We start from the raw sequence: 21934 nt of genomic DNA on the forward strand, positions 1-21934 counted from the left end.
GGGGTCGGAATATCGTTGATCCCGGGTGGTCAGTCAAGGGATGACGGTTCGAAGGACAGGCACATGGATAAGGCAGCCCTCTGCGTAGGCATCAACCAATTCGCTTCCCTGCCGCAGTCGAGCTGGCTCCAGGGCTGCGTGAACGACGCCAAGGACCTGGCAGCTGTCCTGGCGAACACCTACGGCTTCCAGGATTCGGCCATCACTGTCCTCTGCGACGAACAGGCAACAAAGCAGGCCGTCATGGCGGAGCTGAACAAACTGGTGGAAGCGGCGGAGACGGGGAAGACGACCCATCTCGTTTTCACCTTTTCCAGCCATGGCACCCAAATCCCTGATACCAACGGGGACGAGGAAGATAGCCTGGACGAGGCCTTCGCCTGCCATGACATCACCAGCAGCGGCGACGCGTGGGACCCGAACACTGTGATCTCCGATGATGAACTGGCCGCCGTTTTTGCCCGTTTGCCCGAAGGTGTCCTCATGGACGTTGTCCTGGACACCTGCCACAGCGGCACCGGGCTTAAATCCTTGGACCTGCTTCCCGGCAGGCGTCCGCGCTTCCTCCCCGGGCCAACGCCGGAGGCTGCGATAGCGAACGAGGACAAGGAGCTCCGAAGCCTGCGTGACCTGGTCAAGTCCGCCAAGCTCTCGACTCCCGTGCTGATGGCGGCCTGCCGATCCGATCAAACGGCCGCAGATGCGTTGATCGAGGGCCGCTATAACGGTGCCTTCACTTACAACTTCCTGAAGTCACTCCAGGGCGATGGGACGTTGGGGCGGGCGGAAATCCTGAAGCTGGTCAGCAAAGGCCTGAAGGCCGGCGGCTTCGACCAAGTGGCGCAACTGGAAGCCTCGAAGGCAGCCCGCAAGGCCGCTTGGGGGGCTTGACGGCCCGCGTTGGGTGCCCCCTAGTCGCCGGTGCCGTGAAACCTGTCCCGCACGCCCGAGGACGCAGCCTGCTCAGCGTCGTGCTGTTGGTCCGAGCCGAATAACTGCCCTTGGCGGTCCCGGTCCATCACGGGCTTGAGTGCGGCGTACACCAGCCGCCCACCGGCGTCGAACCGCAGAAGCCCGCCACCACGGATGTCCACGTAATCCCTTTCGGTCCTCAGTCCGAGGCGCACGTTCGCTTCGCGCCGACTCATCCGTACCGTTTGGATGAATGAAGCCCCAATCTCGGAAATGATGAACCCGTCCGGAGACACACGCTCCGATGTCCGGACGCGGGTGGAACTCAGTGGAGTTCTTCGCTCCAGCCTTGCCGCCTCAAGTAGCCTCGGGTTCTCCCACACGAATCGCTGCACTTCCTGGGGGTCCGATCCCAGTGCCGAAAGGCGGATGGGATAACGGAGCCCTTGGTAGTTGTCCACGCCGCTGATGTTGTACATGGACACCCGCCGGATGCCGATTGCGGAGAACTCCGCCTGCAGCGCCTCACGGTACCCATGAATGTCCTCGGGAACCATGTCCAGGTCGGCCGCAATGATGCCCCGCAGGAGATCACGCCAAGACACGTCCACCGGCGGCATGTATGAAAGGCCCCGGATAACCATGCGCAGGACACGGGTTGCCACCATCGAGCCTGACTCGGCTTTTTGCTGGAGGCTCTGCGCCTCCCCCAGCCTGGCGTTCCTTTCGGACCAGAGTCGTTGCACAGCGCGGAGCACCGCACCCACCACCACGGCGCCACGTGCATGGGGTTCAGGCAGTTCCTGCCACTGGTCCGGAACGGCCCCCACGAACGGCTCACGGAGTGGGCCCCGGGCGAACAGGTCGCGTGCGAAATCGAAAAGCGATCGCATCATCACCGAGTCGTCAACCACCTGCCCCGCTTCGAAACCGCCCCCGGCCGCTTCGAGCTGGCGGTAGACAACTTCCTGTGAAGAAAAGACCGAAAGGATGGCCACGATGTCGGCCAACGCCTCGTGCATCGCCAACTGTTCCATGGTGGCCAGCTCATCGGCCCAAGCCGGACGGAATCCGTCCAGGATCGCGTGCGTCACTTCGTGGGCCACGATGTCCCTGTAGAGGGCCGTGGGAACTTTGTATCCCATCCGATCCACCGAGCCGAAGCGGATGACGTTGCTTCCACGCTGGTATCCGGTATCGGTGGCAGTGACCAGGTCGCGTGCTTTGAGGACCACGCGCCCCTCCGGGTTCCACGGCATGCGCCTGCCCAGCGTGCTTTCAAAAATGTCCAGGGTGCTCATCGCCACCCCGTACACATGTTGAGCCAGGAAGCGGGTGTCGTCCAGCAATTCCCGTAGTCCGTGCGGTGGTGGCTCGTCGACCAACTGCCACGGGTCCCCCTGACGGGTAAGTGTCACCGGGGATACGTTGGTACCGCGCCACTTCCGAATGTGAATGGCGTAGCGGTGCCCGGTGGGTCCGCGCCTCAGCCGTTCCACAGGGATCCGAACCCGCGCCGTCAGCGGAGCAGCACCGGCCGCTCCAATCGGCCCTTCAGCCAGGACAGTCACCGTGACCATCTGCCCGGCTTTAACGTCTCCCGGGCCCTTCTTTGGAAATGCCACAGTCATCGCCATCCCGATTGCGGACCCCAAACACCGCAGCGGAAGCGCGGCTTAGCCCAGTATGGAGGCCGTCCAATCCGGAGGCAATGGTCCTTAGAGTGCTGCGCGCTGAAGGGAACGGGCGGCGTCGATGGTTGCTTGCCCCAGGACCCTGCTCCCCTGGTAGAGGACGACTGTCTGGCCGGGCGCCACACCACGCAAGGGATCCGTCAGGGTAACGACAAGCTCAGCCCGTTCAGTGCCGGAGTCGTCGGTTACAGCTTCCACGTGTGCAACTGCCGGCACGGGATCGCCGTGGGCGCGGACCTGGGCGTAGCAGTCGAACTCAGCACCAGTGGCAACTTCTGTAATGGGCAGCCCCGCCCACGAAACCTTGATGCCTCGAAGTTCATCGATGGCAAGGAGCGCTTCCGGGCCAACCACAACTTTGTTTTCCTTGGGACGGATTTCCAGGACAAACCGGGGCTTGCCATCGGCTGCGGGCGTCCCAAGTTTCAGGCCCCGCCGTTGTCCCACCGTGAAGGCGTTGGCGCCGGGATGCTCCCCGACCTTGGTGCCGGTTTCATCGACGATATCGCCGGTTGTCATCTCGATCTTTTCGGCCAACCAGCCACGGGTGTCGCCGTCGGAAATGAAGCAGATGTCGTGGCTGTCCGGCTTGTTCGCCACGGACAGGCCCCGACGCTCAGCTTCGGCGCGGACCTCAGCCTTGGACGGCGTATCGGCGAGCGGGAACATGGAGTGCTTGAGCTGCTCGTGGGTCAGGACGCCGAGAACGTAGCTTTGGTCCTTTGCCCAGTCAGCGGCGCGATGGAGTTCGCGGTTGCCGTCGGCGTCTTCGATGACCTTGGCATAGTGGCCGGTGCACACGGCATCGAAACCCAGGGCAATGGCCTTCTCCAGCAACGCGGCGAACTTGATGCGTTCGTTGCAGCGCATGCACGGATTGGGAGTGCGCCCGGCGGCGTACTCGTCAATGAAGTCCTGGACAACGTCTTCCTTGAAGCGTTCCGAGAAGTCCCAGACGTAGTACGGGATTCCCAGGACATCGCACGCACGCCAGGCATCACGGGAGTCCTCGATGGTGCAGCAACCGCGGCTTCCGGTGCGAAGGGTCCCCGGCATGCGCGACAACGCGAGGTGGACCCCGACGACGTCGTGCCCTGCCTCTACGGCGCGGGCGGCTGCCACGGCGGAGTCGACTCCGCCGCTCATTGCTGCAAGTACTCGCATGCTGGCTTTCTGTGTGTTTGGGACTGCCCTGTGTCCGGCCCGGAACGGCCAGTGTGCCCGTCCATTCTAGCTCGCGGTAGCCGGAGTGTGCTAAATGCCTTGACCACCCCCACTCCAGATTCTAAAATTAGAACTACTGATTTTAGAATCGAGCTGACATGGCTACAGAACGAATGGTCATTTCCGGCGGCGGCCTGGCCGGCGCCACTGCTGCCCGGACCCTGCGGGCCGAAGGTTTTAATGGACCCATTACCCTGCTCTGCGCCGAGAACCGCATCCCCTACCTCCGCCCTCCCCTTTCCAAGGAATTCCTGCTCGGAAAGGCCGGCGAAGATTCCGTACCGGTGGTTTTGGCGGGCTGGTACGAAGAAAACGGCGTCGAACTCCTGCTCGGCAACGCCGCGACGGCGGTGGATCCGGCCAGCCACCAGATAACGCTGCTAAGTGGCCACCACCTGGAATACGCCAAACTGCTCATCGCAACCGGTGCGCGTCCCCGGGCCATCCCCCTTCCGGGTGCGGAACTCGGGGGCGTCATGACCTTTCGGACTTTCGACGACAGCCTGCGCCTGCAAAGCCTCCTTCAAGACGGCGGCCGGAAAGTGGTCATGATCGGATCCGGCTGGATCGGCATGGAGTTGGCGGCGGCAGCCCGCACGTACGGCAATGACGTGACGCTCCTGGGACTGGAAGACATTCCGTTGAGCGCCGCCATCGGGCCGGAATTGGGGCGCTACTTCCAGCACCTTCACCTGGAACAAGGTGTCTCCTTCAGGCTTCCAGCGAGCGCGGCGCGAATCGAGGGACGCGACGGAACGGCGGAGGCAGTCGTCACCGACAGCGGCGAAAGGCTACCGGCCGACATCGTCATCATTGCTGTCGGCGTCGTCCCGGACACTGCCCTGGCGGAAGTGGCAGGCTTGGCGATCCGCAACGGCATCCTGGTGGACTCCGGACTCCGCACCAGCGCCCCGGACGTCTTTGCCGTGGGCGATGTGGCCAACGCCCTCCATCCGTTCACCGGCGAACACCACCGCAGTGAACACTGGTCCAATGCGCTCAACGGCGGCAAGACCGCGGCGAGGTCGATGTTGGGCCAGGACGCCACCTTTGATGTGGTGCCCTACTTCTACACCGACCAGTTCGAGGCGAGCATGGAATACTCGGGCTTCCCTTCGCTGGCCTCGGGCCTTTCGCCTGTGATTCGTGGCGCCTTGACTGACGAAAGCTTCATCGCGTTCTGGGTCAAAGACGGATGTGTGGTTGCCGGCATGAGTGTCAACCAACGCCGTGTGCACAAGGCGATCAAGGCCCTCATCACGGGCCGCGTCCGCGTCAGCATGGACCGGCTGACCGATCCGGCAGTGCCGCTCGAAGAACTTCTTCCCACCCCGTAACAGGCGCGGAGCAGCTCAGGCCTGGTGCTGCCTCGCCACCGTCGCAGCCGTTTGAATGCTGGACTCGTGGCCGGCCATGCCGGCCTGTCGTGCCCGCGCGCACGCCTCCGGCAGCGCCTTGAGGAGTGCGTCAACGTCAGCCTCTGTAGAGCTGTGGCCCAAGGTGAAGCGCTGTGCTCCGCGGGCCGTGTCCTCATCCAAACCCATGGCAAGGAGGACATGCGAAGGCCGCGGCACTCCCGCGGTGCATGCCGAACCCGTGGATGATTCCACTCCTGCCAGGTCCAGGAGGAAGAGCAACGAATCCCCTTCACATCCGGAGAACGTGAAGTGGGCGTTGCCCGGCAGGCGGCCAGCGCCGGGCGCCCCTCGCAGCACAGCGTCGGGAACGGCCGCCAGGACCCCTTCGACCAGGAGGTCGCGGAGGCCAGCCAGCCGATCCTGCTCCTCCGCCAAGTGGGCGGTTACTGCTTCGGCGGCCGCAGCGAACGCGGCGATCGCAGGCGTATCCAGCGTTCCCGAGCGCACGTCCCGCTCCTGCCCACCACCGTGCTGAACCGGAGTCAACGTCACGGCCCTGCCCAGGAAGAGAGCACCCACGCCCACCGGTCCGCCCAGCTTGTGGCCTGACACGGACATCGCCGACAGGCCCGATCCACGGAAGTCGACGGGAACAGAACCGAATGCCTGGACGGCGTCCGAATGCACCGGGATTCCGTGTGGCTTTGCCAGCCCAACAACCTCCGCCACCGGCTGGATGGTCCCGACTTCGTTGTTGGCCCACATCACGGTAATCAGCGCAACCGAATCAGGGTCGCGTTCGATTTCGCGCTGGAGGACGTCCAATCGGATGGCGCCTTCACTATCCACCGGGAGCCACACAACTTCGGCTGCCTCGTGGCGCTCCAGCCATTCCACGGTGTCCATGACTGCGTGATGTTCGACGGCGGAGCAGAGGATGCGGGTCCGGCGGGGGTTTTCGTCGCGGCGGGCCCAGAACAGGCCCTTGACGGCCAGGTTGTCAGCTTCAGTTCCACCCGAGGTGAAGATCACTTCCGATGGATGCGCGCCGGCCGCCGCAGCCAGCGTTTCGCGGGCATCCTCCACCGCGCGGCGTGCACGACGTCCTGCGCCGTGGAGCGAGGATGGATTGCCTGTTCGCGCCAGTTCACGCGTCATGACGGCGAGCGCTTCAGCCGAAAGGGGCGTGGTGGCAGCGTGATCGAGGTATACAGGCACCTTTCAATTCTACCGGGCGTGGCTGCACCGCGCCCGATTCCACCGGGCAGCTTCAGGTCCTCGGCCTCAGGCGGTGCTGGTGATCCGTGCGCAACAGTGCCCGGGGTCCGTTCCGGCCACCACCGTCCCGGCGGCCAGGCCCGATGTTTCCGCGGCCCCTCGGAGGAAAGCACCGTTCATGGGGCAGACCACGTCCGCGTGGTTTCTTGAGAGCCGGTGAAAGGGGCAGTTGAGCAACAGGTACCCTCCGCCGTCGTCGGGAGCGGGCTGGTATCCGAGGTCCGAAAGGGCGCCGATGAAGTCTCCCGGGCGTCCGGCTTCACGGCCGGATGCATGTGCCACATCGAGCAGCGCCCGGGACACTGGCACGTTCTCCGCCTGTGAGCGGGCGATGGCCGATGCCATGAGTTCCCCGGCGAGATCGTAGTTCCGCTCGGGCACGGAAGCACTGACCTCTTCGAGTGCCGGCCTGTAGAGCTTCGACGGTCGCCCGGAGCCGGGACCGGTTTTGCCAGTCGGCTTCCTGAACTCACTGCGCAGTAGTCCTCCGGTAACCAAGCGGTCCAAGTGGAACGAGGCTGTGCTGCGGGGAAGGTCCAGGGCCGCAGCTGCCTCATCCCGTCCCACTGCGTCCCGGGCGCTCACAACGTATTCATAGAGTGCGCGCCGGTTTTCCTCTCCCAGGGAGGCCACGGCGGCAATCCTGCGGAGCCAGGGGAGGTCGGAGGAGGTGCCCATGCACACAGGATAACTCTAAAAAGAAACTCATTGATTTAAGAGTGCCGCGTATCCACGGCCACCACTCAGGAGGGTGGAACAACGGCGAGCTTGGAATCCATCTCCACCCGGGCGCTTGCCAGCGCTCCTGGGTTCGGGCAAGCGAGGGAAATGTACACCGACGACGCCGGCGCGCTGAACAACCTTGCCAGCACCGTCGCCGCGGCACCCCCGGAAGAAGAATCCAGGGCGAGGAACTCCACGCTGTGCTGCGGCTTGTCATTGTCCTGCCCCCACCGAAGCGAGGTGGGCTTCAGGGTCTCGGCGGCGATCCCGGCATCCAGGTAATGGAACAGCGCCTTAGTGGAAGCGTCGTCGTCGCCTGACACCACCAACGGACCCTGGTTGACGCTGACCCGGATCGCCAACGCGCATCCGTCGGCCCTTTTGTACCGGACTTCGCCCTGCAGGCCGGAATGAACCAGTGACCACCCCGGCACCTCCTCCATCCGGCTGGAGACTGTCACAGGATCCCCTGCGGCCAACGTGCCGCCTGCGGTCATAGGCAGGTCCTTGGCGGCCACAGCCTCCGCATCATGCCCGGGCGTAATGGTGGGGGTCGAAAGCGTGGACTCCGACGGCGACGGCTTCGGTGCTTCCGGGTCCGGGACGTTGACGCTGCAAGAGGCCAGCAGGACACCAACTGCGCCTATGGCAGCCGACCCGGCCAGCCGCCGTCGAACATTCCCTGACACTCTCGCTCAAGCCCCTTCCGGCTTCTCCAGTCCCTGACGCGATCGAGTCTATCCGCCTGCGGCTGGGCGCTCCGCCCTCGCGTCAGGCGAGGACACGCAAGCCGCCCGGCACCACTTCCACGTCGACCGGCAATTCGCCAAGCCTCTCGCCGTCGGCATAAGCAACCACGCCCGCAGCCAACAGCCGCACTCGCCTCACCCTTCGGATTTGTACAGCCGGGTGGTCAGTATGCTTCCCGGCGAACACCTTGGGAAAAACTGCCAGGAAGCGCAACCTTGAAAGCGGCCGCACCACAAACAGGTCCAACCATCCATCGTCAGGGGCTGCATCGGGGGTGATCCTCATGCCACCCCCAATCGATTGCCCATTGGCCACGGAGATCAGCAACGCCCGCTGCGTCCACTGCTTGCCGTCCGCGGTCACCGAATATTCGATCGGCCGAAAGGAGCCCAGCTCCCGAAGCATCGCCAGGTTGTATCGGCTTTTGCCCCGCGGCCAGCGCCACGAATTGGCCCGATCGTTCACCGCGGCATCGAATCCGGCAGACAGCACCCCGGCAAAGTACGTGGTGCGCCCCTCCACAGTGACCCGACCGACGTCGACCTTCCGGCCACCGGCTGCCAACGCGGACAGCGTCTGCCGACATGCAGCGGTGGCGTCATGGAGCGGCAGGTTCAGCAAGCGCGCTACATCATTGCCGGTACCGCTGGGCACGATGCCCAAGGGGATGTCGAGGCCGGCAAGGGCGTTGACCCCCAGGTGGACCATGCCATCGCCTCCCACCACCACCAACGCAGCCACCTCGGTCCCGGCCAGCGTCTGGTCGACCACGTCCGCCAAGGCGGCGTAGCCGTCAGTCTCGAGCACGACGACGTTCCAACCTGCGGCGCGAAAGTGTCCTGCGGCCTGATGCCCGGCCTGGCGCGTATGCCCAAAGGAAGCGGCAGGATTTATCGCCAGGACAATGTTCCCGGACGTGCCGGAAGGAGGGACGGGTAGCGCCGGAGCAGTCACAGGCTGCATTATGCCAGCCGGGAACCACGCACCCTCGTACACTCGTTCACCACGTAGCTGGATAAACTTGCCAGTGCCGCGCCTTTCTTGCGCGGACCGTCATAAGAGAAGGGCCCGTGCTTGGCCGAGGGCAGCAGTTCGCACTATCAGGTTCTCCGTGTCTCCGTCACCGCGACGGACAAGGAGATCAAAGTGGCCTACCGCAAGGCCGCCCGCAAGGCACACCCCGATCACGGCGGAGAAGCGGAAATGTTCCGGCGGGTGACCTTGGCCTACGAGACACTTATCGATCCACAGCGCAGGGCTGAATACGACCGCCGCTACGCCAGCGGAGCGTCGGCCGCCAGCCAACCGCGGCCAGGCGACTACACGGGCGCGCCTGCACCTGGTCCGGGATCGACCACCAACATCAAACGGCCCCAAGCCCAACGAAACACAGCCGGCGATCCCCCGGTCTACGTCCCCGGCTTTGAGGACCCCAACGAGGTTCCCCTGATTTCCGCGGCAGAGGCGGCCCGGCAAGTCCACGGCATACCCCGCAAGCGCGGCATCTTTGGCGCCGAAGCGCGCATCCAACGCGAAATGAGAACGGTCCAACTCATCAGCCGGCAAGTCCTGACCGCCATTCCCGCGGCCCGCCTGATCAACGGTCTCCGCTCGCCCTCGGACAACAACCACATCGACCACGCCGTCCTGTCCGGCTACCGGCTGGCACTGGTGGGCTCGATGCTTCTCCCCAAGGGGGCCTACGCATGGGACGGCCAGTCATTGCGGCACGGCGGCCGATCGGTCGCGCCCCCGCAACTGGCCCACATTGTCCGCCACATGCAGGACATCTTTCCTGAACTCAACGTCACCGGTTGGGTGGTCCTGCACAGCCCTGACGGCAACCTCCATGAACCTGTCATCGACCAGTACGGTAAGGGCCAGTCCACCCACAACCCGGTGGAAGTGGTCAATGGCGCGGGACTGGCCCGGGGGTTGAAGCAGTTCCTCAGCTCCGGACCGGCACCCAACACGGTAGTGGTACCGGTTCTGGCACGCCTCCTCCGCGGGATGCATTAGGCCCAAGCCCGGAGCTCCATGGATGCCTGACTAAGATGGGACGGTGTTCCGCATCCTCTTCCACACTCCAGAAATCCCGGGCAACACGGGCAACGCTATCCGCCTCGCGGCCATCACCGGAGCAGAGCTCCATTTAGTGGAGCCCTTGGGTTTCGATTTTTCCGATGCCAAGCTGCGCCGTGCCGGCCTCGACTACCACGACCTTGCTGTCGTGACTGTCCATAGAGACATCGACGCTGCGTGGTCGGCCCTGCAGCCAGAGCGCGTCTTCGCGTATACCGCCGACGGCGAAACGTCTTACACGGATATCAGCTACCGGCAAGGCGACGTGCTCATGTTCGGCCCCGAATCGGTGGGCTTGCCGGAATGGCTCAAGCAGGACCCACACGTCACCGCACGCGTCCGCCTGCCCATGAAGCCTTCCCTCCGCTCACTGAACCTGGCCAATGCAGCCTCGATCGCAGTGTTCGAGGCATGGCGGCAGAACGGATTCGCGGGCGCCAAACTCTAGCCCATCCAAGTGCCCCACAGCACCGAATACCTTATGCAGGGACAACCCCTGGCCCGGATATTCACTGAGGGAGCCTACGTGAGCGTGCAGCAGACCAGCGCGATGGTAACAAGGCACTGCCTCGCCGCGCCCGCAACACCAACGTCTCATGCTGCCGTATTCAAACGGGACAACATATGCTGGACGGTGATGGACATCCCCAACAAACCCTCCGCTCCGGTCTTCGAGCCGGCCGATACTGCGACAGACCTGAACTCGCAGCTCACCGGCCTGCTCCACCTTGTGGCCGGAGGGGACCAGCAGGCTTTCGCAGAGTTCTACCGCCTCACTTCACGCAGGGTATTTGGCATGGCCAAGCGGGTGTTGATTGACCCGGACCTCAGTGAAGACGCTACCCAGGAGGTCTTCATCCAGGTATGGCAAGGCGCTGCGAAGTTTGATCGGGCCGCAGGAAGCCCGCTGGCCTGGCTCATGACCATTGCTCATCGTCGTGCCATTGACCGCGTGCGCGCCGTGCAGTCCGCAACGGATCGTGAGGCCAAGTACGGCGCAGCGAGCCTGGACCCGGACAGGGACCTGGTGGCTGAGGAGGCGGACAGCAACCTCGAAGCCGAGGCCGTCAGCCGATGCCTTGCCACCCTGACTGACACCCAGCGCGAGTCGGTCCGGCTCGCCTACTACGGCGGCCTGACATACCGGGAAGTTGCCGAGCACCTTGGTGCCGCCGTTCCCACGATCAAGTCCCGCATCCGCGACGGACTGCTGCGTCTGAAGACCTGCCTGGGGGTGGGTTGATATGAGTGAAAACACTGGTGGAGGCTTTATCCGCAGAATGTTTGCCAACGACATCGCTACCGACCTCGCCGAGGGCCGTGTCCTTGAGCTGGCGGAAATCTATGCCCTGGACGCCGTCAGTGACGAGGAACGGGCCATCATCGACGACTTCGTCAAGACCGCTCCCGAGGGTCCTGAATTCCATGAGCGGGTCCGCCAGGCCCGCGAAACACTCGCCGCCGGCTTTGCGCCCGAGGAAGAGCCGCCCGCGGGTCTCTTCGACAACATTCTGGACCGTATCGCCAAGGACGCCCCCGCGGCGCCCGCCTCCGCACCGGAAACGCCCGCGGTAGCTGGCCCCGCCGTCGACGAACTTGCGGCCGCCAGGGCGAAGCGCGAAGAACGCCGCAGTGGCGGCGCGCGTCGATGGATTGTGGGAGCGGCAGCCGCCGCGGCCATCGCCATTGGTGGGATTGGCGTGGGGTCGTACGTCTCCGCCCAGAACGATCCCGTCAACCAGGTCCTGCAGGCGCAGGACGTCCAGAAGCAGTCCGCAGCCGTTCCCGGCGGCGGCACAGCCACCATCTCGGCATCCTCGGCCAAGGACTCCTTCGTGGTCCTCATGGACGGCGTAGCGCCCGCGCCTGAGGGCAAGGTCTACCAGTTGTGGACGCTGCCGAAGGACGGATCCGCACCCGTACCGCAGGGCACCATGGATGCGCAGACGCTATCGAAGCCGGCGGTTGTGAAGGGCCTCTCTTCGGCGTCCTCCGTAGCCATCACGGTGGAACCAGCGGGCGGGTCGAAAGCGCCCACCACAGCCCCGGTGCTGGTGGTAGCTCTTTCCGCTTGAGCGCTGACCTGCTGACTTAACGCCCGACGGCGGCCACCCCACCTAAGAGGGACGCCGCCGTCGGGCGTCTTACTGCGTTTCGGAAGCTATAACACCAGGGACAGCAGCATCACGAAGCCGAATCCAACGACGGAAATCAGTGTCTCCATGACGGACCAGGTCTTGAACGTTTGCCCCACGGTGAGGCCGAACAGTTCTTTGACCAGCCAGAAACCGGCGTCGTTGACGTGCGAGAGGAACAGTGAGCCGGCGCCAATCGCCAACGCGAGCAATGCCGCGTGAGTTGGGCTCAGGCTGCTGGCAAGGGGTGCGACAATACCGGCTGCGGTCACCGTGGCAACTGTTGCAGAGCCGGTGGCCAGGCGGAGGGCCACTGCGACGATGAAGCCCAGGACCAGGACGGACATGTTTGCGCCTTCTGCCCACTTCTTGACCGCGTCTCCGACTCCCGCGCCAATCAGTGTCTGCTTGAAACCGCCACCTGCACCCACAATCAGGAGGATGGCTGCGATCGGCCCAAGGCTCTCCCCCAGCTTGGCCGTGATTCTGGTTCCCGTGAACCCTACGGCGTACCCGAAGGTGACGATGGCCAGGAGCACGGCAAGCGTCATGGCCACCAAGGGCTGGCCGACGAAGTCGAAGAAGATCCTGATGCCAGGAGCAGTTGCCGCGTCCGGCCAGATGATGCCGCCCAAGGCCTTCAAGAGCATCAATACAACCGGGAAAATGATGGTCAGCAGCGTCACGCCAAAGGAAGGCTGGCGCTTGACATCGCTCAGGTCCGCCGTGTGCTGGGTGTCAATGCCACCAGCAACGGCAGGAGCGTCCACGGGTACCCACCGAGCAGCAAGGCGTGAGAAAAGCGGGCCACAGATAATGACGGTAGGGATAGCCACCAAGATGCCCAGGCCCAGCGTTGTTCCCAGTTCCGCTTTCACTGCGCTGATGGCAATGAGCGGTCCGGGGTGCGGCGGCACGAGGCCGTGAAGCACCGACAGGCCAGCCAAAGCCGGGATGGCTATGCGCATCAGCTTCATCTTGGATCGCTGGGTGACCAGCACGATGACCGGGAGCAGCAGGACGAGCCCGATCTCGAAGAACATGGGCAGGCCGATGATGACAGCAACCAGCGTGATCATCCAGACCAGCTTGTTGCCGCTGGCCTTGGCCAGCAAAGTATCGACAACCCGGTTGGCACCGCCGGAATCGGCGAGCAACTTCCCGAGCATGGCGCCAAGCGCGATCAGCAGGCCAACTTCCTTCAGGACACCGCCTACACCGTCCTCGAAGTTGGTGATGACTTTCCCCAGCTCCACCCCTGATGCCAGCCCCACAAAGGCTGAACCCAGGACAAGGGCGAGGAACGGGTGCATCTTGAGTTTCGCGATCAGCACTACGATCAAGGCGATTCCCAACGCCGCCACCACGAGGAGTTGCGTGTCGTGCGCGGTCCATTGCTGGACCTCCGTCGCGGTTTCCAGGGCCTTCACGAAGCACTCGTTCCGGTATTGGCGCCTGCGGGGCGAAGACCAAGCCGCTCAATGACTTCATCCGCTTCTTCGGCGGGCGACGCGGAAACGCATAGCGAGATGTAGTTCTCGTCGTCGGTGGGTTCCTCCAGGGCGTCAAACTGCGATTCCAGAAGCGACGGCGGCATGAAATGCCCGTGCCTGGAGGCCAGTCGGTCCGAGATCTTGTCCTTGCTTCCTTGCAGGAAAACGAAGACCACTCCTTCGCCGCGGAGAACGTCGCGGTACTTCTTTTTCAGTGCCGAGCACGTAATGATTGCCGGGATTCCGGCGTCCGTGCGCTGACGGATCCAATCCGAAATGATGCCCAGCCAAGGCCAACGGTCCTCATCAGTGAGGGCAAGCCCCGACTGCATCTTGGCTACGTTGGCTTCGGGATGAAGGTCGTCGCCCTCGGCGAGATCCCATCCAAGTTTTCCAGCGAGAACGCCGGCTACAGTCGATTTGCCGGAACCGGAGACTCCCATAATCACCAGTACGGGTTGTTGCGCAGTCTTCGCCATCAAAGTCTGCCTTCCTCGAATAAATATGATTTAACCGAGACCAAGCATATGACACGGGTTACATCACGGCAATATCAGAAGCCGGCGATAGTGCTGGACCCGTTGACTGACACCACGTGGAAGCCCTCGGCGCTGGTCCCCTCCGGCAGTCCTGCACGATGTCCGTTGTGGTGCATCAGGCCGCGGACCACCCTCTCCATAGCCTCAACATCGGGGTGCTGGCTCGCGTGGACCCGGATGGCGTCCAGCTTGGCCGAAACGTGGGCCGAGACATCCACGAAGTGGTTCTCCCTGGCCTCCGGGCTTGAAATAAACCAGAGCCAGGGCAGCTTGTAGGCCTCGAGGCCTGCCTCAGCCAGTTCCGGATAAGCGAAGGGATTCTCCACCGCCGGATACACCGCCCGGGTCACTGCTTCCCCTGCGGCAAGGTGGTCAGGGTGGCTCTTCTGGAGGCGGTCCCAGTTCCTTTCCGGGTGCATGGTCAGCACGATGTCCGGCCTGATCTCACGGATCAGCTTCACAACCTGCTTGATAACGCCGTGTGTCGGTTCAAGGTATCCGTCGCGCTCGTGAAGGTAATGGATGTCCGTGACACCCACCAACGCGGCGGCCCGCTTCTGCTCCTCGGCCCGCAACTCGATGATGCGTTCCCGGTCCACGGGATCAAAACCGCCGGCATCGCCGTCGGTCATGATGCAGTAGCTGACCTGGACACCGGCTGCAGTCCAGGCCGCGATGGTCCCCGCAGCGCCGAAATCGATGTCGTCAGGATGGGCGGTAAAACAAAGCACCCGCTCGACACGCTCCGTGGAGGCATCGAACGGGCTCTTTGCTGACGGGACGTCAGTAGGCAAAGGGATCAGCCTTTCCGCTTCTTGATTTCCGCGGTGGCCTGCGGGAGGACCTTGAACAGGTCACCGATAATGCCATAGTCCGCGATCTCGAACACCGGTGACTCGGCGTCCTTATTGATGGCAACGATGACCTTGGAGGTCTGCATACCAGCCTTCTGCTGGATGGCTCCGGAAATGCCGGCCGAGATATACAACTGCGGAGAAACCGTGACACCGGTCTGGCCGACCTGGGCATCGTGACCAATCCAGCCAGCGTCAGTGGCAGCACGGGATGCCCCCACTGCGGCACCCAAGGCGTCTGCGAGCTCTTCCAGTGGACCGAAGTCGCCGTCCACGCCACGTCCGCCGGCAACAACGATCCTGGCTTCGCTGAGGTCCGGCCGTCCACTGACCGGCTTTTCCGTCCGGGCGGCGATGCGGGCAGAGTTGGCTGCGGCGTCGGCCGGAACCTCAACCGTGGCGGTTGCCGGGGCAACCGATTCCGCAGCCGCTACAGGTTCAACGTTGTTGGCCTTGACCGAAAGCACCGTCACCGGCGTTGTGGCCTTGGCCGTGGTGGTGTAGGAACCAGCCAGCACGGACTTGTGCGCAGTGCCATCAGCTTCGACGCCTACCACATCCGTGATCACACCCGCACTGAGCTTGATGCCGAGCCGGCCCGCAATTTCCTTGCCCTCAGGCGAGTTATCGAGAAGCACTGCGGTGGCTCCCGAAGCGTTCACAGCTGCCGCAAGGTACGCGGCCTTCGGTCCTACAAGGTATTCGTCAAGGTTCGCCAGCGACGGCTGGTACACCGTGGAGGCACCATAGGCACCCAGGGTGGCAGCGACGTCGTCGGTCAGTTCACCGGTGATTGCGACGGCGGTCTCCCCCAGCGAACGGGCGATGGTCAGGAGCTCCAGGCTGCTCTTCTTGAGAGCGGCTCCCGGGTTGTCAATGAAAACAAGTGCATTTGCCATGGTTGGGATCCCCTTAGAGCAGCTTCTGTGCGGCCAGGAAGTCGACCAGCTTGATGCCGGCGTCGCCTTCGTCTGTGATGATGGTGCCCGCGGTCCGGGGCGGACGCGCATCAGCCGATTCCACCACTGTCCAGGAACCGGCCAGGCCGACCTGGGAGGCGTCCAGCCCAATGTCGGACAGCGTCAGGGAAGTGATCTTCTTCTTCTTGGCCGCCAGGATGCCTTTGAAGTTGGGGTAACGGGGTTCGTTGATCTGGTCCGTGACCGAAACCACGGCCGGAAGGTCCGCTTCGACTGTCTCCGAAAAATGGCCGGCGTCACGGCGAGCGCGGACCTGACCGCCCGTCACTTCCAGGCTTGATGCGAATGTCACCTGTGGGTACGACAACCGCTCGGCCAGCTGGGCCGGAACCAGTGAAGTCTCGCCATCGGTCGATGCCATGCCCGTGAGGACGAGGTCCACAGGGCGGCCGTCTGCCGAAAGGTGGCCGATTGCAGCGGCAAGGGCCAGCGACGTGGCCGCAGCATCCGAGCCCGCCAACGCGTCATCGCTCAGGTGAACACCCGAATACGCGCCGATCTGAAGGGATTTCTTCACGGCATTGACGGCCCCCGAAGGACCCATGCTCAGGGCAATGACCTCATTACCGGCTTTGGGACCGCCACGCTCTTCTGCGAGCTGCAGCGCGGCCTCGAGGGCGTACTCGTCCAATTCGGACAGGATGCTCTCATCACGGTCGGTTGTGTTGTATGGGCCGGTGATGTGCCGGTCGAACTGCGCGTCCGGGACGTGCTTGACCAGAACGACAATCTTCAATGTCTCTTCCACTGTCTTCGAAGCAGCCTTCCATGCTTGTGGACGGCCAACCGCAGAAGCGTGGCCGTGAATTGCCCAGCGCGTGGGCTCGTCCTAGCTAAGCATATTGCCCGCAGAATTCCACTCCCAGCGTTAACCCCTGTTGCGGGCCACCGGGCCGGGGACGACGACGAGGCGGGCAACACCCCAAGAGGTGCGGCCCGCCGTCGTACTTCCGTGCTTCGCGCTGTTGCTGCGCGGCGCCTACTGGTGGGCGGCGCCTACTGCTGGGCAGCGTCGAGGGTAACCTCGACTTCCTGCGACTGGCCGCCGCGGAGGATGGTCACCTTCACCTTGGCTCCGGCCGGCTGTTCCCGGACCGCTGCAGTCAGCTGGTTGGGGTCGCTGACGGTGTAGTCGCCAAACTTGGTAACGACGTCGCCCACCTTGAGCCCAGCCTTCGCTGCGGCCGAGCCGGACGTCACCGAAGCAACCTCGGCCCCCACCGAGAAGCTCGAGTCACTGCCGGTGGAAGACTTGGCCCGCACCGACACGCCGAACTGGCCGTGGCTGGCCTTGCCGGTGTCGATAATCTCCTGTGCCACGCGCTTGGCATGGTTGATCGGGATGCTGAAGCCCACGCCGATGTTGCCGCTGGACGAATCGGACGTGCCACTGCCAGCGGAGGCGATGGCTACGTTCACGCCGATGATTTCACCCTTGCTGTTCACCAAGGCACCGCCGGAGTTACCCGGGTTGATCGCGGCGTCAGTCTGGATCACGTTGATGGAGATGGATCCCTCGTTCGCCGTGGACTGGCTCTGGCCACCGCCTGGAGGGGCGAACTGGAAGCCCTGGTCACCGCCCTGCGAGTTGTCTGTGCCCTCCTTCGGAGCGGCCGACGAAGCAACGCTGATGGTCCGGTTCAGGGTCGAAACGATGCCGTCCGTGACCGTCCCGGTCAGGCCCAGCGGCGAACCGATGGCGACGGCGGTGTCCCCCACGTTGATCTTTGAAGAATCACCCAACGATGCGGGAACCAGGCCCGACGCGTTGTCCACCTTGATGACGGCGAGATCAGACAAAGGGTCCGTTCCTACTACATTGCCCTTGAGCACCTTGCCATCGCTGGTCCGGACCTCGATCGCCGCGTTCGACGTCGCCCCATCCAGCGTTACCACGTGGGTGTTGGTCAGGATGTGGCCCTGGTCGTCGAGGATGATGCCGGAGCCGGTACCGCCTTCGTTGCCACTGGTTGCCTTGATGGTTACCACGCTGGGCGAGGCCTTGGCTGCTGCGGCGGTGATGACGTTGACGTCGTCCTTGTTGTTCACGATGACCGTGCTGGACTGGCTTCCGGTCGCGGCCGCCGGAGAGTTGTTGTTGTCCCACAACGCGTTGCTGCCTGCCACTACCCCGCCGCCAATCAGGCCAGCAGCGAGCATGCTCGCCACCAGTGTCCCGACGCCGAATGCCGGCTTGCGCTTGGTGGCGACTGCTGACGAGTGCCCCGGCGTGTGTTGCGATCCCGGTCCCTGCTGGGGTCCCTGAGCACTGCTGAAATGCGTACCCGGATTGTTGGCTTGGCCACCGCCGTAGAACGGCTGCTGCGAGGGGTACGCAGGACGCTGCGTCGAATCCTGCGGCTGGGCAGAAGGCTGAGCCGCTTGGGCTGGACCTTGCTGCGGGGCGCCGTAGTAGTGGGGGTTCGGTGCCGGCGGCTGGTGCTGTCCGGCCGGCGGCTGATATGCCGGAATGGGAGTTGTCGGCTGAGCTGGGCCCTGGGCCGATCCGGCCTGCCCTGAAGTCCAGGCAGGCTGCTGCTGGGTAGCGTTGGCATCGTTGTGCTCGCCCGAAGTGGCCCGCGGCTCTGACGGCTCACGGTTCTCTGGTGCGGTGCCCTGCGCTGGGTTCTCCGTCATGGGTCTTCCTTTCGTCCTCGTCTTCATCAACTATGTACCCATTTACTGGAACAAAAGCGGACGTTCGCTGGGAGCTTCCTGAAAGGGCAGGACGACCGGTCCGGGGTTCCCTGGATTGCCCTCAACGGGTCAACAACCCTGCTTTCTCCTATATTTCGCTGGTGGCATATTCACCGCTGTGGACGGGCTATGGGGTGCACCATAGAATCAAGAGGAATTGCCACAGCGACCTGCGGCTTTACACCATGCGTGGGGGCGCTGAGCATTCTGTGACGATTGGTACGCCTTGTTCCAGTCGCAGACGTGCTGAAGGGTTGCACATGCGGTCAATATTTAAACGCGTACTCGGTGTTATGGGCGTGGCTGGACTGTTGGCCCTCCCGGCCGGCGCGGCTTTTGCTGCCGATCCCGTGACGATACCGTCCGGACAGAACATCGTCGATGACGCCAATGTCCTGGGAAGCCGAAAAGGCGAAGTTCAGGACGCCATCCAAAAGACACTTAAGGACCACAAGTACAACCTGTACGTGGTGACGGTGGACTCGTTCACGAATCCTTCGGATCCCAAGGCGTGGACAAAGGCCGTTGCCGACAACAGGGGCATGGGCAAACCGGACGCCATTCTCGCGATCTCCACGGCTGGCCAGTACAACTTCGCCCTGAACTCCGGGAGCGCCATTTACTCCAAGCAATCCGCCATCGCACAGAACGCCGTGGTACCGAACCTCGCCGGAGGCAAGAAGGACTATGCCCAGGCCGCGATCGATACTGCAGCCGCTATCGGTGATGCAGCCGGCGGTGGCAGTGGAACTGTGCCCAGCGGTAACGCAGGGGTCGGCGTCCTGGTTGGCGTCGGCGTCGTAGCGGCGGGCGGTGCCGGCACGTACCTCTACCTCCGGAACCGCCGCAAGAAAGCCGGTACCAAGGCGGTCAGTGCAAGTTACGGTCCGCAGGGCGAACAGCTTGACCCACTGGCGGGCCTCAGCATTCCGGAGCTGAGGCAGAAGAGCGGTTCGCTGCTGATTGAAGCCGATGACGCCATCAAGTCCAGCGAGCAGGAACTCGGCTTCGCCCAGGCACAGTATGGCGACTCCGCGATTGGCAACTTCACCAAGGCCTTGGAAGAGGCCAAGAACCACATGACTGAGTCGTTCAAGTTGCAGCAACAGCTCGACGACCATATTCCCGACACTGAAGAGCAGCAACGGACCTGGCTTGGAGAGATCATCCGCCGTTCCGAGGCAGCGTTGGCGTCCCTCCGCGACCAAAAAGCCGACTTCGACTCGCTGCGGGAGTTGGAGAAAAACGCTCCGCAGGCTTTGGCCGCCGTCAATTCCGGCGCCAAGGAGGCAGATTCCAGGATTGCCAGCGCTGAGCAGTCGCTTGAAAGCCTTCGCGCGAAGTACGCCGAGTCCGCCCTGACGCAGGTATCGGATAACATCCTCCAGGCCAAGGAGCGGCTCGCCTTCGTGCAGAACGCCGCAACGGCCGCGCAGGAGAAGTTGGCTGCAGGCGAGAACAGCCTCGCCGCCGTCGCTGTTCGCGCCGCAGAGGAAAGCCTGCACCAAACCAACGTGTTGATTGACGCCATTTCGAAGACAGCCGGAAGCCTCGACGAGGCCCGCTCCTCCCTCGAAGGTGCAGTCGCGGAAACCAGCCAGGACCTCGCCCAGGCCAGGGCCATGATCCAGTCCGGGGAACATCCTGAACTCGCAGGACCCGTTGCCGGTGTCGAAGCCGCCTTGGCGCAGGTGAAAACCGAGATACAAGGCGGAAAGATCGATCCCATTGCAACGCTCAGCCGCGTTGAGTCTGCGCACCAGGCGCTGGACCAGTCCCTGTCCGGCATTCGGGACCAGCAGGAGCAAGCGCGCCGCGCACAGGCTTCGCTGCAGCAGACCATCATGGCCGCGCAGGCGCAGATCAGCGCAACGTCTGACTACATTACGGCCAGGCGTGGCGGCGTGGGCACGGAGGCGCGCACACGTCTGGCCGAGGCCCAGCGAAACCTGGATTACGCCCTGTCGATCTCCCGGAATGATCCAGTTACGGCCCTCACCTACGCCCAACAGGCCCATTCACTCGCTGCCCAGGCAGCCCAACTTGCCCAGTCGGACGTCGACCAGTTCGGCTACGCGGACCAGGGTTACGGCCGTGGAGGCATGTTCGGCGGTGGCGGAGGCGGAGGAGGCGGCCTCGGAGGAGCCATCCTCGGCGGGATTCTCATCAACTCCATCCTCAACGGCGGCGGAGGTGGCTGGGGCGGTGGCCACAACGACGGCGGGGGCGGCGGAGGTTTCTTTGGCGGCGACTCGGGCGGTGGCGACTTCGGTGGCGGTGGCGGCGACTTCGGTGGCGGCGATTCCGGCAGCTTCTAGACCTACAAACTAAGCGGGGTCCGTGCCCCAAATAGAAGCGGTACAACAACTGATCACTGATTTCAGTGGGCATTCACTGAGCAGGACGAAAGGCAACACCATGGTTAAGCAGTCCATTTTCGGTCGGATCTCCCAGCTGGCAAAGGCCAACATCAACGCCTTGCTCGACCAGGCAGAGGACCCTCAGAAAATGCTGGACCAGATGGTCCGCGACTACACGAACAACATTGCCGAGGCCGAGTCAGCGGTGGCCCAGACCATCGGCAATCTTCGGATGCTGCAGGCGGACTACAACGAGGACATCAAGAACGCCCAGGACTGGGGCAACAAGGCACTCGCCGCATCACGCAAGGCAGACGAATACCGCGCTGCCGGTGACGCCGCGGACGCCCAGAAGTTCGACAACCTCGCCAAGGTGGCCATCCAGCGACAGATGGCTGCCGAATCCGAGGCACGGACGGCAGAGCCAAGCATCGCTTCCCAGACCGAGGTTGTGGACAAGCTCAAGACCGGTCTTGACCAGATGAAGAACAAGCTCAACCAGCTGACCGCCAAGCGGAATGAACTCGTTGCTCGTTCGAAGACCGCCGCTGCCCAGTCACAGGTACACGATGCCCTTAAGAGCATCGACATCATGGACCCCACCAGCGAAGTAGGCCGCTTCGAAGAGAAGATCCGCCGCGAAGAGGCCAAGGTCCTCGGCCAGCAGGAGCTTGCCAGCTCCAGCCTTGACGCACAGTTCAACCAGTTGGAGGACCTGGGCGAGCAGACCGAAATCGAGGCCCGCCTCGCAGCCCTCAAGTCAGGCGGCGCCAAGCCTGCCATCGGCGCTGGCACCCCCGCCTCGAGCGGATCGACCGTCGACGAAGCCGACTTCGACAAGCTCTAGGAAGCCGC

At 63.6% G+C, this 21934-nt stretch carries 20 protein-coding genes; 8 read left to right on the top strand and 12 right to left on the bottom strand.

The window, feature by feature from the left end; all coding sequences use genetic code 11:
• Positions 1 to 63 precede the first annotated feature (63 nt).
• Positions 64 to 891, top strand: coding sequence for a caspase family protein (locus J2Y68_RS07540; protein ID WP_309991745.1), 828 nt, complete (start codon positions 64 to 66; stop codon positions 889 to 891).
• A 20-nt stretch (positions 892 to 911) separates the two neighbouring features.
• Here J2Y68_RS07540 and J2Y68_RS07545 read toward each other — a convergent pair whose 3' ends face one another.
• Positions 912 to 2537, bottom strand: a complete 1626-nt coding sequence (locus tag J2Y68_RS07545) for a gluzincin family metallopeptidase (protein WP_309991747.1) — start codon at positions 2535 to 2537, stop codon at positions 912 to 914.
• Between the two features lie 93 nt (positions 2538 to 2630).
• Positions 2631 to 3752: a tRNA 2-thiouridine(34) synthase MnmA gene (gene mnmA / locus J2Y68_RS07550; protein WP_309992597.1), complete on the bottom strand. Its 1122-nt coding sequence runs from the start codon at positions 3750 to 3752 to the stop codon at positions 2631 to 2633.
• 176 nt (positions 3753 to 3928) lie between these two features.
• Between mnmA and J2Y68_RS07555 the strand changes: the two genes are divergently transcribed.
• Positions 3929 to 5167, top strand: a complete 1239-nt coding sequence (locus tag J2Y68_RS07555) for an NAD(P)/FAD-dependent oxidoreductase (protein WP_309991750.1) — start codon at positions 3929 to 3931, stop codon at positions 5165 to 5167.
• A 15-nt stretch (positions 5168 to 5182) separates the two neighbouring features.
• Here the strand turns inward: J2Y68_RS07555 and J2Y68_RS07560 are convergent, their stop codons facing one another.
• The 4 genes from J2Y68_RS07560 to J2Y68_RS07575 form a co-directional block, all read right to left on the bottom strand.
• Entirely contained in the window at positions 5183 to 6406 is a 1224-nt protein-coding gene (locus tag J2Y68_RS07560; RefSeq protein WP_309991753.1) for a cysteine desulfurase family protein, read from the bottom strand.
• A 66-nt stretch (positions 6407 to 6472) separates the two neighbouring features.
• Positions 6473 to 7144: a helix-turn-helix transcriptional regulator gene (locus tag J2Y68_RS07565; RefSeq protein ID WP_309991756.1), complete on the bottom strand. Its 672-nt coding sequence runs from the start codon at positions 7142 to 7144 to the stop codon at positions 6473 to 6475.
• A 65-nt stretch (positions 7145 to 7209) separates the two neighbouring features.
• Positions 7210 to 7878 (bottom strand): hypothetical protein, encoded by a 669-nt coding sequence (locus J2Y68_RS07570; RefSeq protein ID WP_309991759.1) that lies wholly within the window; start codon positions 7876 to 7878, stop codon positions 7210 to 7212.
• 82 nt (positions 7879 to 7960) lie between these two features.
• Positions 7961 to 8902: a diacylglycerol/lipid kinase family protein gene (locus tag J2Y68_RS07575; RefSeq protein WP_397334722.1), complete on the bottom strand. Its 942-nt coding sequence runs from the start codon at positions 8900 to 8902 to the stop codon at positions 7961 to 7963.
• A gap of 111 nt (positions 8903 to 9013) precedes the next feature.
• Between J2Y68_RS07575 and J2Y68_RS07580 the strand changes: the two genes are divergently transcribed.
• The 4 genes from J2Y68_RS07580 to J2Y68_RS07595 all read left to right on the top strand — a co-directional run bounded on the left by J2Y68_RS07580 (position 9014) and on the right by J2Y68_RS07595 (position 12096).
• On the top strand, positions 9014 to 9958 hold the full coding sequence (locus J2Y68_RS07580) for a J domain-containing protein (RefSeq protein WP_309991765.1): 945 nt from the start codon (positions 9014 to 9016) through the stop codon (positions 9956 to 9958).
• 43 nt (positions 9959 to 10001) lie between these two features.
• A complete protein-coding gene (locus J2Y68_RS07585; RefSeq protein WP_309991768.1) occupies positions 10002 to 10469 on the top strand; it encodes a tRNA (cytidine(34)-2'-O)-methyltransferase in 468 nt (155 codons plus the stop codon).
• A gap of 189 nt (positions 10470 to 10658) precedes the next feature.
• Complete coding sequence (sigK, locus tag J2Y68_RS07590; protein ID WP_309991771.1) at positions 10659 to 11264, top strand: ECF RNA polymerase sigma factor SigK; 606 nt, start codon at positions 10659 to 10661, stop codon at positions 11262 to 11264.
• A 1-nt stretch (position 11265) separates the two neighbouring features.
• Positions 11266 to 12096: an anti-sigma factor gene (locus J2Y68_RS07595; protein WP_309991773.1), complete on the top strand. Its 831-nt coding sequence runs from the start codon at positions 11266 to 11268 to the stop codon at positions 12094 to 12096.
• A gap of 86 nt (positions 12097 to 12182) precedes the next feature.
• Here J2Y68_RS07595 and J2Y68_RS07600 read toward each other — a convergent pair whose 3' ends face one another.
• From J2Y68_RS07600 to J2Y68_RS07625, 6 genes are all read right to left on the bottom strand, one after another.
• Positions 12183 to 13586: a GntT/GntP/DsdX family permease gene (locus tag J2Y68_RS07600; protein ID WP_309991776.1), complete on the bottom strand. Its 1404-nt coding sequence runs from the start codon at positions 13584 to 13586 to the stop codon at positions 12183 to 12185.
• Positions 13583 to 14128, bottom strand: coding sequence for a gluconokinase (locus J2Y68_RS07605; RefSeq protein ID WP_211714223.1), 546 nt, complete (start codon positions 14126 to 14128; stop codon positions 13583 to 13585). The genes J2Y68_RS07600 and J2Y68_RS07605 overlap by 4 nt, the downstream gene beginning before the upstream one ends.
• Before the next feature lie 74 nt (positions 14129 to 14202).
• Positions 14203 to 14982 carry a PIG-L deacetylase family protein gene (locus tag J2Y68_RS07610; protein ID WP_309991779.1) on the bottom strand — a complete coding sequence of 260 codons (780 nt, stop codon included), beginning with the start codon at positions 14980 to 14982 and terminating at the stop codon, positions 14203 to 14205.
• Between the two features lie 5 nt (positions 14983 to 14987).
• Complete coding sequence (locus J2Y68_RS07615) at positions 14988 to 15941, bottom strand: electron transfer flavoprotein subunit alpha/FixB family protein (RefSeq protein ID WP_309991782.1); 954 nt, start codon at positions 15939 to 15941, stop codon at positions 14988 to 14990.
• Positions 15942 to 15954: 13 nt separating this feature from the next.
• On the bottom strand, positions 15955 to 16758 hold the full coding sequence (locus J2Y68_RS07620; protein WP_309991785.1) for an electron transfer flavoprotein subunit beta/FixA family protein: 804 nt from the start codon (positions 16756 to 16758) through the stop codon (positions 15955 to 15957).
• 260 nt (positions 16759 to 17018) lie between these two features.
• Positions 17019 to 18659: a trypsin-like peptidase domain-containing protein gene (locus J2Y68_RS07625; RefSeq protein WP_309991788.1), complete on the bottom strand. Its 1641-nt coding sequence runs from the start codon at positions 18657 to 18659 to the stop codon at positions 17019 to 17021.
• Between the two features lie 320 nt (positions 18660 to 18979).
• Here J2Y68_RS07625 and J2Y68_RS07630 point away from each other — a divergent pair, with 320 nt between their 5' ends.
• Together J2Y68_RS07630 and J2Y68_RS07635 are read left to right on the top strand one after the other, a co-directional pair.
• Entirely contained in the window at positions 18980 to 21037 is a 2058-nt protein-coding gene (locus J2Y68_RS07630) for a TPM domain-containing protein (protein ID WP_309991790.1), read from the top strand.
• A gap of 100 nt (positions 21038 to 21137) precedes the next feature.
• Positions 21138 to 21926 carry a PspA/IM30 family protein gene (locus J2Y68_RS07635; protein WP_309991793.1) on the top strand — a complete coding sequence of 263 codons (789 nt, stop codon included), beginning with the start codon at positions 21138 to 21140 and terminating at the stop codon, positions 21924 to 21926.
• Positions 21927 to 21934 lie beyond the last annotated feature (8 nt).

This window comes from Paenarthrobacter nitroguajacolicus, assembly GCF_031455195.1.
GTDB classification, from domain to species: domain Bacteria; phylum Actinomycetota; class Actinomycetes; order Actinomycetales; family Micrococcaceae; genus Arthrobacter; species Arthrobacter nitroguajacolicus_D.